This window comes from Pectobacterium sp. HCp5_1 (assembly GCF_032905925.1).
Taxonomy (GTDB): domain Bacteria; phylum Pseudomonadota; class Gammaproteobacteria; order Enterobacterales; family Enterobacteriaceae; genus Pectobacterium; species Pectobacterium brasiliense_A.
The window spans coordinates 58,233-73,151 of the sequence record NZ_JAUMIO010000006.1; the positions used below are offsets into that span (position 1 = coordinate 58,233).

Here is a 14,919-nt window from a genome sequence, read left to right on the forward strand (position 1 = left end):
CATACCGGGAATCGATGCCTGTAAAATCAATACCTTTAAAATCAATATCTTGCAAACAAAATGCTACTGCGCCAGCAGGCGGACCACTCGCACCAGTGCAGGCGACGCCATAATGGCGATAATCGGTGGCAGAATGAGTGCCATCAGCGGCACGCTCAGCTGCGCAGGCAATTTACCCGCCTTCTCTTCCAGACTCAGAATCAGCGTCTTGCGGCTTTCATCCGCAATCGTACGCAGCGCCTGAGACAGCGGCGTACCGTAGCGCTCCGCCTGAATCAGCGTCGCCACCATGCTTTCGATCTCGCTGACGCGGGTACGCTCCGCCAGATGTTTCATCGCCAGCGTACGATCCGACAGGATCTGCAATTCAGCGGCGGTGTAGTGCAGTTCATCCGCCATTTCTGGTGAAGACAGCCCAAGCTCTTTCGATACCACCTGCAATACGCGTCCGATAGGCAGACCGGCTTCGGCGCAGACCACCATCAGATCCAACGCATCCGGCACCGCACGCGCCAGCTTTTCACCCCGGCTTGCCGCACGCCATTTCAACCACCATTCCGGCACCATCGAACCGACAAAGAAGCCGATCAGCCCCGCCGCGACGCCCGTCAGGCCTGCACGGTCAGCAGGTGGCAACCATCCCCACACCAGCGCGATAGCGAGCAGCGCCCCGGCAGCAAATTTTCCCATCACCAGCCAGCCCACCGCTTCGTTGCGGCGGAGCCCGGCGAGATCCAGCAGGCGGCGCAGATTGCGGCGATCGCGATCCGATCCTGAAAGGCGCTCGCCCTGCGTGGCGAGAGGCTGCAACAGCTTTTCCAACAGGGGAGATAATGTGGTTCCCTGGCCTCTCAGGATGTTTTCCTGAGAGGCCGCCTCTATAGAGGCGCTGGGTAAATGCCCGCGCATGCGGACTTCCAGCTGTTTGTATTGCTGGATTTTATGTTGTGTACGGGCCAGATAGATTCCAGCCACCACCAGCACAAGCGCCAGCAGCAGTAAGGGATCGTCAAAAAAAGTCATGAGTGGCTCTCCCTTTACCCTATCCGTTTAACCATCACGTGCGTGATCAACATGCCGACTGAGACGCTGCACAAGGCATAAATCAGCACCGACGTTCCCACCGGATCGGAAAACAAGAAACTGAAATCCTCCGGTGACTTCATGTATAGATAAGCCAGACAGCCGGGGAACAGTGCGGCGACAATCTTGGCGGATGCACGCGCTTCAGACGTTTTGGATTGCACTTTCAGTTGCAGTTCCCGACGTTCACGCAGCGTCGCGGACAGACGCTCCAGCGTTTCCCCCAGTCGCCCACCCGCTTCCTGATTGATGATTAAAATCACCACGAAGAAACGGTATTCGGACATCGGCACCCGTGTAGCAGAGGCCTGGATCACCTGACGCAGCGGAATCCCCAGCCGCAGCCAGTGATCGATCGTCTTGAATTCATTCGCCAGCGGCCCAGTCAGGTGCTCCGCGACAATTGAGAAGGTATTCGCCACCGGTACACCGGCACGGCAGCTGCGGGTAATGGCATCAATGGCTTCCGGCAGGCTCTCGCGCAGCGCTTTCAGGTGTTTTTGCAGCGTCGAACGGAATAGCAGCATGCCGATGCTGATAAACAGCATCAGCGTAAATATCAGCCCCATCGTGAGCGGCAGCAGGGTGCGTTGTCCCAGAATCATGCCGAGAATCAGGCTCACCGCCGCCAGCGAAAGGGAGCGCTGGAGCAGGTTCTTTTTCCAGCCGATGAACGTCATCTGCGCCCAGAGGATCGCCAGCCAGCGCCCAATTACCGGGACACCCATCAGCGGCGTTCTGATCTCGTCACGCAGAATGGAATCAGACGCTACGGCGGCAGCCGACGGGCTGACCTCGTTCAAAATCTGCTGCCAGCGTTGTTCGCGCTGCATACGCTGCTGCCGCGACTTTTTCCAGGCGTTGACCGCCAGAAACAGCATCAGCACGCTGCCAAATACCAGCAGCGTGATCAGATTCAGGCGTAAATCACTCATCGGCATCTCCTCAGCCCGTTATTGCGCATCAAACAGATGCGCTTTATCGCTGTAGAACTGCGGACGCTGAATGTGCTGAACATATTCACCGGTCAACAGACCCTGTCCATCCATCCCCTGAATGTTGAAGCTGAACAGATCCTGAAGCTGAATGACTTCGTTCTCCATGCCACACACTTCGGTGATGGATACCACGCGGCGCATACCGTCGCGCATACGTTCGATCTGCACGATCAGGTGAACCGCACTGGCGATCTGACGGCGGATCGCCATCAGCGGCAGCTGCATGTTCGCCATCATCACCATGTTTTCCAGACGCTGTATCGCATCGCGCGAGGTATTGGCGTGCACCGTACACAGCGAACCGTCGTGACCGGTGTTCATCGCCTGCAACATGTCAAAACTTTCGCCGCCGCGCACCTCACCCAGAATGATGCGGTCAGGGCGCATACGCAGGGCGTTACGCATCAGATCGCGCTGATCGACGCGGCCCGTACCTTCGGCGCTGACAGGACGCGTTTCCAGCCTCACCACGTGCTCCTGCTGCAATTGCAGCTCGGCGGCATCTTCGATGGTGATGATGCGATCGGTACTGCCGATCTTCTGCGACAGCGCATTCAGTAAGGTGGTTTTACCCGCCCCCGTTCCGCCCGAGACAATCACGTTAACGCGCGCCTGCATCGCTTTGTTCAGGACATCCGCCATCGCATAGGACATGCAGCGGCGCTCTGCCAGCATTTCCAGCGACAGGTTGCGACGCATAAATTTACGGATCGAGATCGTGGTGCCGTCGATCGCCAGCGGATAGGTGATGACGTTGACGCGGCTACCGTCCGGCAGACGTGCATCCACCATCGGGCTGGCTTCGTCGATGCGACGACCCACCGCGGCGGCAATACGCTGCGCGGTGTTAAACACATGCTCTTCATCAATGAAGGTAATCGGCGACAGTTCCAGCTTGCCAAAACGCTCGACAAACACCTGACCGGCGCCGTTGACCAGAATATCGTTGACCGTGTCATCCGACAGTAGAGGCTGGATCGGCCCGATCCCGGTCATCTCATCCAGCATTTCGGCGGCGATGGCTTCCTCTTCCTGACGAGAAAGCTGCAAGCGCTGCTCATCACAGATGCGGCGGATCACCGTTTCGATCTGCACCAACAGCTTGTCGCGCCCCATCATCGCCGCTTTACCTGCGTCGATCTGATCGTAGAGCTGTGCGCGGATAATCCGACGCTGGCTGTTTCGGTTGTCCGTCTGGCGGGCAGCCGGTGCCGATCCGGAAGAGGTATTCGCCGCAGGCTGTGTGCGGTTCTCCGCAGCCGGGCGCGTTTTCAGTTCTGCCACATTGGCAGCAGGCGCAGGCTGAGGCGTGCTTTTTCCTGCTTCACTTTTTTGCAGGTTATTCTTGCGAATCAACATAGTCCTGAACCCCAAAAAACAGTCTGTAACCCTTTGAAAAACGGTGAACGCTGAACATCATCAGGCGCGTTTTAACCAACGCGAGAACCAGCGTTTTTCCGCCGGTCTAGCACGTACGCCGCAGGCCAGATCGACCAGTTGACGTAATCCCTGCTGGAAAGCGGGTGCCGCGGCCAGATTCAATGCGCCGAGCGTCAGGCTCTGCGATAACGCGTGGCCTGCATTCGGCAGCACGACATCAATCTTCCGGCCGGTAAATTGCTCGAACTGATCGCGGCTTAACGGCGCGGTCGTAGCAAAACGGCTCTGGTTATGTACCAGCAACAGACGCTGTCCTTCGCTTTCGTCGCCGATCTCATTCAGCACGCGCCGTACATTACGCGCATCCTGAAGCGTCAATTCCGTCACGATGATGCGCAGATCCGCGTAGGTCAGCACGTCGAGCGCACCGGTCGGGTAGCTGCTGGGCAGATCCCAAATCACCTGATTGAACATGCGGCACAGCGCACCGCCAAGATTCAGCACGTTATCGACGTCAACTGGGGCCAATTCTCCCAGCTCTGGCTTCTGTGCCAGCAGGTGCAGACGGGTATCCACGCGCAGCATGGCGCGTTGCAGAAGTCGGGTATCCAGTTCCTGCGTTCCCAACACCGCCGCCAAACCCGCGTCATCGGTTTGCCCCTGCAACAGCAGTTGGTCGCCGTTACGACGGTCAAAATCCACCAGTGCCACAGGCAAATGACGCTCGCCGGACAGCAGGCGGCTCAGCCCCATCGCCACAGTACTGGCACCACTTCCGCCGCTGGCGCTGACGACCGCAATCGTCCTGCCCATGCGGGCATATTCCGGTCCGGCCTGTTGGCCTTCACACTTCGCCAGCGTTGCCGCCAGCAGATCCAGCGTGAACGGCTTCACCAGATAATCCACCACGCCCGCCTGAAGCAGGGCGCGGTACAAGCCGACATCCTGTTCTTTGCCCGTCGCGATCACCTGACTGGTGGGGCCGCAAACGCTCAGCAGCTCTTCGAGTGCCGGAAGCGGCCAGTGCGCCCCTTCCAGATCCACCAGTAAAATGCGCGGCGGGACATTCAGTTCACACCATTGACGCGCCGCAGCGATACCGCCGGACATCACCGGCACATCCGGCTGTTTCAGGCGAGTAAAGAGATCGCCGATATCGGCTACGTCGCGTACGTCATTGGCGAACGCCACCAGCGGCAACGCCAGTTCTTCACCATCGTTAGGGGTAATTTCACTCATGGAATGTCACGCCCTTAATCTTCTTCAAAGTTAATGTCGATGAGCTCTTTCACTTCATCTTTGTGATAGCGTTCGATGCTATTGACCGCCGCCACGCCATCCGCACTATCCAGCACTTTGGCCTGAATCAGATCGCGTGGTTCGGCGACCATCATCGCCAGATTGTTTTGCGTGGCGCAGCCGAGAGAACCCATTGCCTCATAGGGCTTCACCATCAGTTGATTGGGGTCGTTGATCGTGCAGCGGGTGGTTTTGACCACCAGCGCCTCGGAGATCACTTCCAGATCGCCATTCTGTCCACTCGCCGTAGAACGGCGCATCTGCTTCACATTTTGTGGATTAGCACCGGCGTTTTTCAGCACGGTAGCCAGTCGTCCTGCCATCTGCTCACCGCTTGTGCTGTGCGGGATAAGCGTCAGCGTCTGTGCGGATAGCCGTCCCTGATCCTTCAGCATGATATTCAGCTGCTTCAGGGATTCAGGAAGGAACCCGCGCCCGTTCGGTGCAACCAGTAACGGCACTGATACCGATGAAGGCTGGACGGCAATCGGTTGAAGCCCAGGCTGATCGAAGCGCTGCATACGGACGTCGTTAATCGGCTTATTCCATCCGCATCCTGCCAGCAGAACCACGGCGGTAAGCACCGCCACACGCATGTGCAGTGGGCGAAGCAGAGGGTAACTGTTGTTGATCGTTTTCATGTGTTATTTCCCCTCGCGGACTCAGTAGAGATAGCCGATAGATGCAGAGCGCGGCATGGACGAATCCAGCATTTTCACGCCTTGTCCCGGCGTCTGAAGATCGCCCGCGTTAACCGGCTCAACGACATAGGCGGTCGCGATAATCACCAATTCCGTTTCTTCCTGACTGGTGGCTTCGCTTTCAAACAGGCGGCCAAACATCGGAACGCTGCTTAATCCCGGCACGCCGTTGATCGTCTGGCTACCGGCGCTACGCAGCATGCCTGCCAGCGCAAAGCTCTGGCCGCTGGCGAGCTCTACCGTGGTATCCGCACGGCGTACGGTTAAGGCCGGAATGCGCGATCCGCCTTCCAGCTGTACGGAACCGACGTCGGTTAGCTCACTAACTTCCGGTGCAATGTGCAGGCTGATGCGATTGGCAGACAGCAGCGTTGGCGTCATGCGCAGAATCACACCGTAGGATTTGTAATCGATGCTGACGCTGTTGTTGGTGATCAGGACGATTGGCACTTCACCACCCGCGGCAAACGCAGCGGTTTCCCCTGACATCGCCGTCAGGTTGGGTTCAGCCAACACGGTCGCCATGCCCTGCTGGTTCATCGCGGTTAACAATCCGCTCAGTCTGGAACGGCCGAAGTTCAGGAAGCCAGAATCCGTTGGGTTAGAAAATCGTCCGGTTGTAGCGTTGAACAGATTAAGACGCGAGCCGCTGCCTGCACTCATATTCCCGCTGCCGGTGCTCAGTGATGCCGCCCAGTTGAAGCCCAGTTCGCTGGTCAACTTGCGGGACACTTCCACTACGCGCACCTGAATATTGATTTGCGAAGGCGTTTTGATTTTGAGCTGGTTGATCACTTTGCCGGAGGATTCGCTGGAGCCTGGCAGTCTTTCGCCACCGCCTCCACCACCCTGCCCGCCACCGCCGGCGGACGCGCTGATATAAGCCTGTATGCTGTCGATCACACGCTTGGCATCCTGCGGGGTATCGACGCTACCGCGCACAATCACGCCGCTGGGAATCGAGGCTTCCAGTTGGATATCCGCACCGGGGAATTCACGCTTCATGCGTTCACCCAGCGCTTTCAAATCATGCTCGGACACCAGACGAATGGCGTTGATCACATTGCCATTTTCATCCATCGCGTAGAGCGTGGTGGTACCGACGCTTTTGGCGTAGACAAACAGGTTACCCGGTGAAGGCAGTTCGAAACTGGCAATATTCGGATCGGCTACCAGCACGCTGTCCGGCAGCTCGTTGAGTTGCAATAACCGTCCCTGGTGCACGGTCAGGTGCACCTCATCGGTTACCGGCGCTACCGATACCCCAGCCGCCAGCGTGGTTGCAGGCAACATCATCGTCGTTAGCGTGACAGGCAATACCGCATTAAACAGGCCAGCGGCCAGCAATCGTTTGCACGTACCCCGAAAGTCCGATTTCAAAAACAGCGAAAACATCGTCATTTACTTAATTTCCGTAATGGGCTTCATTTTTCCATGAGCAGCTCGCGGCTCCCCGCAGGCTGTCAGATTGCGTACTCGTTCTATCGGGAGGGGAATGTCACCACGTCTTTTTGCTCAGCACGATACGTTTTGACCTTATGACCACCAGCAGATAGCGCACCGTAGATATCCGTCGCCTGTGGCACGGTGGTCACAAGTGGACGCCCCGTCAGGGGATCGGCCGCTTCATCCGGCGTGGCGCTGCGCAGCGCCAAGTGCAGCATGCCCAGCTCTTTGGCAACAGCCAGCACTTCGGCCTGCTGCGGGGTCACTTCCAGCGTGACAGTCTGATTCATGGCCGAGCGTGAGCGGTTTCCTGTGGCGGATTCACGGCTTTTCGCCGTAGCATCAAGCACCGAACCATCTTCCGCACTGACATCCGTACGTGGGTAGATTGGCGCATCGGTTCGTTCGTTCAGCGCCAATACACGTAAGTCGCGCACGATGGTCTGCGAAGCCAGAAGCGGCATAACAAGTGGCTGGAGACGGCTTGCTGGCAACTCTGATTGCTCACCCCTTTTCATACTGAGGATGATGTCGACACGGTCGCCCGCCGCCACTAATCCGGCATTGCTGGCAACCGCGCTGGTTGGAACGGAAATGGCGCGCATGCCTTTACGCAGTACGGCAGCGACAAAACCCGGCTCATTCGGCTTAACCAATACGTTACTGGTCAGCGGCGCACCTTCCGCTATGGTTTCACGCAGCGTTGCGCCCAGCAGCAGAGTCTGGCTGTCTTTACCGCGAATAAAATTGAACGTGCGGGAAACGGGTTCCTCTGTGATCTGCCAACGCAGTGAGGCAGGATCGATAAAATCACCAGGGTGAAGATCTTTCGCCGCGACCAGAACAGCGATCGGTTCCGGCGCTTTAACCACTGCCGGAGGCGGCGCAGGGGGTTCAGAAGAGAGGTGGCTACGCACCATCAGCGCAACAATGCCTGCCAGCACGAGCGCGCCTGACAGTACGTATGTAGAGTTCACTTTCATTTCAACTTGCCTACCCTAGCGTGTGTGTCTTAAAGCTGCGACAGAATTAAAACAAGGGAAAAATCAGGACATACATCGCGCCGAACGCAATGGCGACGCCGTAAGGTATGCCTTGAGAAAGATCGGCGGGCAACGCGGGTGGCATAGGCAACCGACTCTTGAATATCCGGTTGGTGGTTTGAATGCCCATCGCCACCGCTGTGGGTACGGTATTCAGCAGCGGCAAGCTAAGCGCCAGAACACCGCCAGCCAGCGCCGTCACCATGACGAAAACGATCTGGTGCCCTTGCCCAACCCACAGGCACAGCACACTCATCAGCTTGACATCCCCGGCGCCTAATCTGCCGGTGAGGAAAAGCAAAAATCCCACAACCAGTACTGCCGCCGCGCCTGGCAGCGCCCAGAGCGTTTTCTGTAGTGCCAACATATCTAACGCACCGGATTGCAGGACATGTGAAGCGCTGAAAAACAGCCAGCCCAGCAATAAAATCAGTACCGCCTGATTCGTAATTTTGCGTACTAACAGGTCGGTACTGATACACCACAGCAGGCACCCCATCAGCAGTACCGTCTGCGGCCAGTGCGCGTAATCCGCCATCCCGTACTTATTTCGCTGCGCCGGATGTACCGCCGCTGGTGCCCGTACCGGTGATTTGATCGGCGATTTGGCTGAATTTCTCATTCAGCGCTTTCACGAAGATACCGTCACCGCCGAAAATAGCGCCGATAGCTGCCGCCATCGCCGCCGCAAGAATGCCGTATTCGATTGCCGTTACACCGCTCTCGTCACGCAGGAAAGAACGCAGTTTTGCTTTCATATTTTTCATGGGAAGACTCTCTAATCCGCAGGCAAAGAAATCATGGCCTACTCGGAAATTCGGGGGGAGCCATGATGATAATAAGATTAATAATGAGACTTATTATCAAGAGCCGCAAGCAGTAGAACATTAATATTCGTTAATCTTTCCATACAAAAAATTATCAATATAAATCAATAATTAACACACTTTACATTGCAGGAAAAATTAATAAATATTCATGTTTTTTGCAGGGATATTCATAAACAATCAAGAGAAAATCGTCGTGGTAAGCAGAGAAAACCCACTTACCACGCGTCGTATTCATCGAGGAAAAAAGAGGATTAGCAACGATTAAGGCACAGGTAAACGTTCAAGCCCGGTTCTGAAGAATCCAGATAGAGTTTGCCACCGTGCAGGTCGGTAATTGCCTGAACCAGAGATAATCCCAGCCCGTAGCCAGACTGAAACCAGGTATCCAGCCGCTGAAAGCGTTGTAGCGCTTTGGCATGCAGCGCAGGCGGAATCCCCGGACCACGGTCAGCAACGCTCAGGGCGATCCAGCCACGGTACAGCGTCACGCTCAGCGTGATGTATTTTCCCTGCGCCGCGTATTTCAGCGCGTTCTCTACCAGATTGGCCAACGCCTGAAACAGCAGCGCCCGGTCGCCAAAGAGCTGAATTCCGGCTTTGATTTCAATCTTCAGGCGACAGCCGCGCTCTTCCGCCAGCGGCTGATAATATTCGGCAATTTCTTCCAGCAGTTGGCGCGCTTCAATGTTCTCGAACTGGTGCACACAGCGCCCACTTTCGATTTCACCGATGCGCATCACGGTACGGAATAGCCCGAGGATTTTATGCACCTCGTCCACCGCCAGATTCAACTCATCACGAATGTCGTTATCCAGCCCTGCCCGCTCCGTCAGATTGAACAGGCGATTTTGCAGATGCGTCAGCGGCGTACGCAGTTCGTGCGCAACATGGCTGGAGGTGCTGCGCACCTGCTCCATCAGGCGCTCAATGCGTTCCAGATTCTGGTTAATATCGGCACTCAGGCTGTCAAAATCATCGTCGTAAGGCGACAGCGGCATACGTACCTGCTGTTCACCGCTGCTGTAGCGATGCAGCGCCGCACGGATTTTCTCCACGCTGCGCAAACTGCGTAAGCTGAAATGGCGGCTGACAAACAGGCAAAAGAGCAGCACGACAAACAGTCCCGCCCCCGCCACGAGCGGGATGGTTCTCACCCGTTCTAACATGGGCCGAATGTTGTAAGCGGTAAACAGCACGCCCCCGTCATCCAGCATGACGGACAACCCAATCAGATTCGGGTCGTCAGGGCTGGAAATTTCGGCTTTAAGACAGCTGACATCCATCTGGCAATCAGTATGCTGCCGCATTTCCAGAGGGTGTGAGTTTGCAGCATGGGGAGGGAGTAGATGCGTTCTTAATGGATGATTGTGATACAGAATATCACCGTGTTTATCCATCACCAGAAACAGCGGTAATTCATCCCCTTTCGCGCGATTATCCTGCCGTAATTGCATAATCAGGCTATCGGCATTCGTTAAACGCGACTGCATCGAATAGTCGTAAATATTACCCAGAATAACTTCGCGGACATGCGTTCTAATCAGCGTTTCACTTAATGAACTGAAGCCGACAATACACATCAGCATCATCAATAAGAACAGAAAAACAATGGTTATTGCCTGGCGAAAATTAGAGGTGCATAAAAAGCCGGGATATTGACTTGCCCCCAGTAATTGCCAGTGTTTTATTTTTACCTGCCAGCGCTGCCCGAGCTTCTTTATTTTTATTTTATTCAGCGTGGCTGCCAACATCGGTTTTGTCCTTATCTACCGCGCCTAATGCGTAGCCCATCGCTCTTAGCGTTTTAATTAATGGACGCGGGAAGCCTTTATCAATTTTTGCCCGCAGTTTTGACATATGAACGTCGATCAGATTGGTCTGCGGATCAAAATTGTAGCCCCATACGCGCTCTAACAGCATCGTACGCGTAATCGCCTGACCCGGATTTTCCATCAATATAATCAGTAACTTGATCTCTTTATCGGTCAAGTCGATGCGCTTGCCGCCACGCCATGCAACGCGCTGCATACGGTCAAGCTGCAGGTCTTCAAAAGTCAGCATGGAAGGATTATCGACATGGCGTTTACCGCGCCGCGCCATAATATCCAGACGTAATCTAAGCTCATTAAAATTAAAAGGCTTGCCGAGATAATCCTCCGCACCAAGCTCTAACCCCATCACCCGATCGACATCACGATCCAGCGCCGAGAGCAACATAATAGGCGGATGACGTGAGCCTTGTAATTCACGTAATACCGTAAATCCATCCATGATGGGTAACATTCTGTCTAACAGAACGACATCATAAACTTCATCCTTGATCGCTTTTAATGCGTGTGCGCCATCGTGCACCATTCGGCAAGAATGGCCGTGGGAATGTAATTTAGACCCCAGCCAATGGCACAGCACAGAATCATCATCAACCACTAATACACGCATAATATTCCCCTATAAACGTGGCTTATTACCTAATTAATTTAGGGTTAATGTCCGTTTATTTTATCTGGTCCTTCAAACAGCCATTCACCCCACACGATGTTGATACCGTGCGGGCCGTTTTGTGCTTCTGGTTTTTTAGTTTTCTGTTTTTTACTGCTCTACTTTTCACTTATGAGAAAAGCCCTACGGATAATAACAATCATTATCATTTAGTGACAAGCAGTTTACAATCGCCTGACGTCGTTCTTAGGCTGGACGCATAAAAAACATCCCCATCGCTTACGCCATGGGGATGCAGAGGAAGAAAGGAGAAGAGAAAGAAATCAACGCGGTAACGGGGATCGTCTCACCGCGTCTTACTCATTTTCGATCAGAAGCGCTTCCATCAGATCGAGGTCGCGCAGCATTTTTTGCAACGTCTCATTGCTGATTTGCTGCGTGGCACGCAGGTGATACAGCTCCGCACGTTCGGAATTCAGCGCAGTCAGACGAAAACGCCGCTCCAGATTCTCAATCAGCAGACCATTTTCAGGATCGTCTTTATCGATGAGCCGTCGGCGCAGATTACCAATGACACGCGCGCTGACTTCTTTCAGCACCTGCTCATCAATGTTCTCCTCTCGATCGGCGGCCAGACGCTCCTCCATTTTGTGCATACTTTTGATCGCCACTTCTGCCACCGCCATGCGCGCCATGCGGATTTCTTTGGCATGCGCGGCCTTGTCCGCGACCACCACACCACGCAACAGAAACGGCAACGCCAGCACGCCACACAGTAGAGAAAACAAAATGACGCCCGTAGCGATAAGCACCAGTTGATAGCGTGACGGGAATGCGGTGCCGTCCGTCAGCAGCAGCGGAATAGATAGCACACCCGCTAGCGTAATCGCCCCTCGCACGCCAGCAAAGGACGCGATCCACAGCTCCCGCGTGGAAAATTCGGCAAAGATCATCGGGCGCTTTTTCTGGATGTGTGTGCTGTATGTTTTCATCACCCACAGCCAACAGAAACGCAGCAGCAGCAAAGCACCATAGATAATCACGATATCGGTAAACAGCATCCAGGTTTCAATCGTTGGGTCCAACTCCGCCTGCGTCACCGAGGTTTCCAGAATGCCCGGCAATTGCAGGCCCAACATGATGAACACCATGCCGTTAAACACGAACTCCAACATCGACCACACGCCGTTCGCACGCAGCCGCATTGTCAGCGGTGCGCTACGAATGACGCCCGATTGACCCATCGTCATCCCCGCGGCTACCGCGGCCAGAATGCCCGACACACCGATGTGTTCGGCAATCAGATACGAGGCGAAAGGTAGCAGCAACAGCAGCACAATCTGCGTTGCGGCATCATCACCGCTCCAGCGGCTGATAGCGCGCAGCGATTTACCGAATAGCCAGGTCACGCCGACGCCCGCCAGCAGCCCGCCCAGCGCAACCTGCATGAATTCCAGCGTCGCACCGGAAACCGTAAACACCATCGTGCCCATCGCAATCGCGACAGCAAATTTCAGCGACACCAGACCGGACGCATCGTTCATCAGCGCTTCGCCCTGCAAAATGCCCATCAGCTTTTTCGGAATACGATCTTCACCCACGATACCAGACAGCGCGACGGCATCCGTTGGCGACAGCACGGCGGCCAGCGCGAAGGCCGCAATCAGCGGCATGCCCGGCACCATCCAGTAGATGAAATAGCCGATGCCCACCACGGTAATCAGGACCAGAACCAGCGCCAGACCAATAATTTCTCGACCGTGTCTCAGGAACTCACGCGTCGGCGTTTTCCAGCCGTCGGCAAACAGCAGCGGCGGAATGAAGAGCACCATAAACAGCTCGGGATTGAAATCAACGTGCAAACCAAAATGGGGCCAGGCAAGGATGGCACCAAGCGCGATTTGCATTAAAGGCAGAGGGATTTGAAAAGGTAAAATGCGGGTAATCACCCCAGACAGAGATACAACCAGGGTCAAAATAAGAATCGTAAAAAATATTTCCATGCTTTCCTTAGACGTACTCCTAAATCAAAAAATTCTGCCTGCTAGCGAGCAGACTGCTCTTCCATATTTAACGCATTTAGCTCGGTATGAAAATGGATTTCTGGTCGAAATCAAAATTAATAACAATATTGATTATCACACAAGTAACATCAACCCAACGCCAATAAAAAGACACATAAAATCGCATTTAGCGTGGGAAATGATAAGAAGGGAAGGAGGAAGGAAAGACGAGGAATGACAGACCTTCTGGACGGCACCAGAAGGTCTATTGGAAAGAATTACAGCGCCCAGCCGCCAGCGTAGAACACCACCAGCGCGACAGCAATCACCACGGTGCCGATGTTCAGTTTACGCCATTCGCCGGAGAAGATGCGGCCTAATACCAGCGCGCCAAAGCCCAGCATGATACCGGTCACGATGTTACAGGTCAGCACGATGAATACGGCACAGACCAAACCGGACATGGCATCGACGAAGTCATCAAAGTTCAGTTTGGAGACGTTGCCCAGCATCAGCAGGCCGACGTACATCAGCGCGGGTGCGGTGGCATAGCCAGGCACCAGATACGCTAACGGAGACACAAACAGCAGCAGCAGGAACAGGACGCCGACAACGGTTGCCGTTAAGCCTGTTTTACCACCGGCTGCCGTACCCGCTGCGGATTCGATGTAAACCGCTGCCGGAGACGTCCCGACCAGGCTGGAGAAAATGCTGCTCACGGAGTCTGCGGTCAGGGCTTTACCACCGTTGATGATTTGTCCGTCTTTATCCAGCAGATTAGCCTGTCCGGCTACCGCGCGGATCGTACCCGTGGCATCGAACACGGCGGTCATCACCAGCGCCAGCACGCTCGGCAGAACCATCGGCTGCAATGCGCCCATGATATCCAGACTGAAGATCAGCGACGAACCGTCAGCCGCCGTCAGGCTTGGCAGCGCAAAGAAGCCAGCGTATTTTACATTCGGGTCAAAAATCAGCCCCAGAATAGAGATCGCGATGATAACCAGCAGAATACCACCCGGTACGCGACGCTTCTCTAAACCGATAGTCGCTGCCAGCCCCAGCAGGGACATAATGACAGGGAAAGAAGTGAAATCACCCAGCGCGACTGGCAGGCCGTCAATCGGGTTTTTTACCACCAGACCGACACCGTTGGCGGCAATAATCAGCAGGAACAGACCGATACCAATCCCCGTACCATGCGCCACACCTATCGGCAGGTTACGCAAGATCCAGGAGCGGATGCCTGTGACGGAAATGATGGTGAACAGCACACCCATCAGGAAGATCGCTCCCAGCGCCACAGGAATGCTGATTTGTTGCCCCAGCACCAGACTGAACGCGGTGAATGCCGTCAGCGAAATCGCACAGCCAATCGCCATTGGCAGATTGGCCCACAATCCCATCAGCAGCGATCCCAGCCCGGCAACCAGACAGGTTGCAACGAACACGGCTGCCGGCGGGAAGCCGGCCTTGCCCAGCATACTCGGCACCACAATCACGGAGTAAACCATCGCCAGGAACGTCGTCAGGCCAGCTAACACTTCCTGACGCACGTTACTGCCGCGCTGTGTAATTTTGAAAAAAGCATCAAGCGAGCCTTGTGAGCCTGCCTGACGGGTGGTGTTTGACATGGTGGTATCCCCTGAAATGCCATTATTATTTAAGATCGATTCTGACGGTTCCCGCGGCCTTGC

The 14,919-nt window shown here is 55.0% G+C and carries 13 protein-coding genes; all 13 read right to left on the reverse strand.

Annotated elements, in window-relative coordinates; all coding sequences use genetic code 11:
• Positions 1-63: 63 nt before the first annotated feature.
• Positions 64-1,023: a type II secretion system F family protein gene (locus tag Q3A88_RS06605; protein WP_110164242.1), complete on the reverse strand. Its 960-nt coding sequence runs from the start codon at positions 1,021-1,023 to the stop codon at positions 64-66.
• Positions 1,024-1,037: 14 nt separating this feature from the next.
• Positions 1,038-2,018 carry a type II secretion system F family protein gene (locus Q3A88_RS06610; protein WP_110164243.1) on the reverse strand — a complete coding sequence of 327 codons (981 nt, stop codon included), beginning with the start codon at positions 2,016-2,018 and terminating at the stop codon, positions 1,038-1,040.
• A gap of 18 nt (positions 2,019-2,036) precedes the next feature.
• Positions 2,037-3,440, reverse strand: a complete 1,404-nt coding sequence (locus Q3A88_RS06615) for a CpaF family protein (RefSeq protein ID WP_039282089.1) — start codon at positions 3,438-3,440, stop codon at positions 2,037-2,039.
• A gap of 60 nt (positions 3,441-3,500) precedes the next feature.
• On the reverse strand, positions 3,501-4,700 hold the full coding sequence (locus Q3A88_RS06620) for a CpaE family protein (RefSeq protein ID WP_014914205.1): 1,200 nt from the start codon (positions 4,698-4,700) through the stop codon (positions 3,501-3,503).
• 14 nt (positions 4,701-4,714) lie between these two features.
• Positions 4,715-5,401, reverse strand: a complete 687-nt coding sequence (locus tag Q3A88_RS06625; protein ID WP_110164244.1) for a CpaD family pilus assembly protein — start codon at positions 5,399-5,401, stop codon at positions 4,715-4,717.
• A 21-nt stretch (positions 5,402-5,422) separates the two neighbouring features.
• The gene (locus tag Q3A88_RS06630; RefSeq protein ID WP_110164245.1) at positions 5,423-6,862 is read right to left on the reverse strand and encodes a type II and III secretion system protein family protein; all 1,440 of its coding nucleotides are present in this window, start codon (positions 6,860-6,862) and stop codon (positions 5,423-5,425) included.
• An 80-nt stretch (positions 6,863-6,942) separates the two neighbouring features.
• The gene (gene cpaB / locus Q3A88_RS06635) at positions 6,943-7,890 is read right to left on the reverse strand and encodes a Flp pilus assembly protein CpaB (RefSeq protein WP_110164246.1); all 948 of its coding nucleotides are present in this window, start codon (positions 7,888-7,890) and stop codon (positions 6,943-6,945) included.
• A 46-nt stretch (positions 7,891-7,936) separates the two neighbouring features.
• Entirely contained in the window at positions 7,937-8,488 is a 552-nt protein-coding gene (locus tag Q3A88_RS06640) for a prepilin peptidase (RefSeq protein ID WP_014914201.1), read from the reverse strand.
• A gap of 7 nt (positions 8,489-8,495) precedes the next feature.
• Complete coding sequence (locus Q3A88_RS06645; protein WP_010285252.1) at positions 8,496-8,717, reverse strand: Flp family type IVb pilin; 222 nt, start codon at positions 8,715-8,717, stop codon at positions 8,496-8,498.
• A gap of 314 nt (positions 8,718-9,031) precedes the next feature.
• Positions 9,032-10,531, reverse strand: a complete 1,500-nt coding sequence (locus Q3A88_RS06650; RefSeq protein ID WP_317177620.1) for a HAMP domain-containing sensor histidine kinase — start codon at positions 10,529-10,531, stop codon at positions 9,032-9,034.
• A complete protein-coding gene (locus tag Q3A88_RS06655; RefSeq protein WP_010285248.1) occupies positions 10,509-11,219 on the reverse strand; it encodes a response regulator transcription factor in 711 nt (236 codons plus the stop codon). Before Q3A88_RS06655 ends, Q3A88_RS06650 begins: the two co-directional genes overlap by 23 nt.
• A gap of 356 nt (positions 11,220-11,575) precedes the next feature.
• Positions 11,576-13,222 (reverse strand): Na+/H+ antiporter, encoded by a 1,647-nt coding sequence (locus Q3A88_RS06660; protein ID WP_317177621.1) that lies wholly within the window; start codon positions 13,220-13,222, stop codon positions 11,576-11,578.
• A gap of 278 nt (positions 13,223-13,500) precedes the next feature.
• Positions 13,501-14,856: an NCS2 family permease gene (locus Q3A88_RS06665; RefSeq protein ID WP_180784829.1), complete on the reverse strand. Its 1,356-nt coding sequence runs from the start codon at positions 14,854-14,856 to the stop codon at positions 13,501-13,503.
• Positions 14,857-14,919 lie beyond the last annotated feature (63 nt).

Coding starts and splice junctions, on each gene's coding strand:
- Q3A88_RS06650 (WP_317177620.1), bottom strand. CDS start 10,531: ATGTTGGCAGCCACGCTGAATAAAATAAAAATAAAGAAGCTCGGGCAG.
- Q3A88_RS06625 (WP_110164244.1), bottom strand. CDS start 5,401: ATGAAAACGATCAACAACAGTTACCCTCTGCTTCGCCCACTGCACATG.
- Q3A88_RS06630 (WP_110164245.1), bottom strand. CDS start 6,862: ATGACGATGTTTTCGCTGTTTTTGAAATCGGACTTTCGGGGTACGTGC.
- Q3A88_RS06640 (WP_014914201.1), bottom strand. CDS start 8,488: ATGGCGGATTACGCGCACTGGCCGCAGACGGTACTGCTGATGGGGTGC.
- Q3A88_RS06615 (WP_039282089.1), bottom strand. CDS start 3,440: ATGTTGATTCGCAAGAATAACCTGCAAAAAAGTGAAGCAGGAAAAAGC.
- Q3A88_RS06620 (WP_014914205.1), bottom strand. CDS start 4,700: ATGAGTGAAATTACCCCTAACGATGGTGAAGAACTGGCGTTGCCGCTG.
- Q3A88_RS06610 (WP_110164243.1), bottom strand. CDS start 2,018: ATGAGTGATTTACGCCTGAATCTGATCACGCTGCTGGTATTTGGCAGC.
- Q3A88_RS06665 (WP_180784829.1), bottom strand. CDS start 14,856: ATGTCAAACACCACCCGTCAGGCAGGCTCACAAGGCTCGCTTGATGCT.
- Q3A88_RS06655 (WP_010285248.1), bottom strand. CDS start 11,219: ATGCGTGTATTAGTGGTTGATGATGATTCTGTGCTGTGCCATTGGCTG.
- Q3A88_RS06645 (WP_010285252.1), bottom strand. CDS start 8,717: ATGAAAAATATGAAAGCAAAACTGCGTTCTTTCCTGCGTGACGAGAGC.
- Q3A88_RS06605 (WP_110164242.1), bottom strand. CDS start 1,023: ATGACTTTTTTTGACGATCCCTTACTGCTGCTGGCGCTTGTGCTGGTG.
- cpaB (WP_110164246.1), bottom strand. CDS start 7,890: ATGAAAGTGAACTCTACATACGTACTGTCAGGCGCGCTCGTGCTGGCA.
- Q3A88_RS06660 (WP_317177621.1), bottom strand. CDS start 13,222: ATGGAAATATTTTTTACGATTCTTATTTTGACCCTGGTTGTATCTCTG.